General features: G+C 41.3%; 1 protein-coding gene. It reads right to left on the minus strand.

The genetic code is table 11. From position 1 onward, the window contains the following. Positions 1–131 precede the first annotated feature (131 nt). On the minus strand, positions 132–785 hold the full coding sequence (locus ACTHUT_RS21135) for a DUF1287 domain-containing protein (protein WP_250600618.1): 654 nt from the start codon (positions 783–785) through the stop codon (positions 132–134). Between the last annotated feature and the right edge of the window lie 201 nt (positions 786–986).

The raw sequence follows: 986 nt of genomic DNA on the forward strand, positions 1-986 counted from the left end.
GTCTCTAATATTTTGTCGGATGGTTATCTAATCTATGGTTTCAGACGGCCTCGAAAGGTGGATTGTAAAAAAAAGCGCAAAATTACAGATTGGGTATGGTATTGAAGTGAATCTTTCAGTAGTCTCAAGATTTATTGAACGGGGAGTCTAAAATGTCCGGTAATGGTGTAGCGGTAGAGGATATCGTCTTCACGGGTTCCTGAACCGATATTATGGATAATCAGGGGCCTGTCGCCGATTTTTCGATCGGAGACGATGCCGATATGGGGACGGTTGCCTTTTAGTTCCCAAGTTACAATATCGCCAGCTTGATAGTTTGTATCTTGAACGGCCCAGCCTTGACGCGTGAAATAAGTCATTAGGTTAGGGACACGGCGGTGGTCGATATTGGTATCAGGTTGTTTCAAACCCCAGCGTTTAGGATAGACGGAAAAGTTGCGGCTCATGTCTTGATGAACAAGCTCTTGCAAATCTATATTTTGCTCACGCAATGCACGGATGACCACGTCTGTGCAAACGCCTTTTTCCATCGGTACATCGCCCATCGGATAAGTGAGCTTCGTGTAAGCCGGGTCGTAACGAAGGGTTTTACCAATTTGATTTCGTGCAGATTGGACAATTTGCGGAGATGGTTCTTCGGGTTCGGTAATCTCTTGTTGTAGGAAATCGGTATTAATACTTGGGATAGAGTTGTGATGACGGGCAAAAAATACAGCTGTTGTAATCAGAAGGATAGAAAGCACAATACTGATAACTATGGGCTTAAAGGCTGTTTTGTGTTTCATGATATATACACGGCTTAGATGTTGTTTGCATTATTATCAAAATTTTGGGTGGGTTGGCAATGCATAATGGAAAAATGGTCTTTAGCAAGTATGTATGGGTAAATAATAGATGAGTGTTATTTGGGTATTACTAAAACGTTTTTCGTAAATATAGATTTTAAATTGGTACATGATAAAAGGTCGTCTGAAACAGGTTTCAGA

It is taken from the genome of Neisseria sp. P0022.S010, assembly GCF_051956635.1.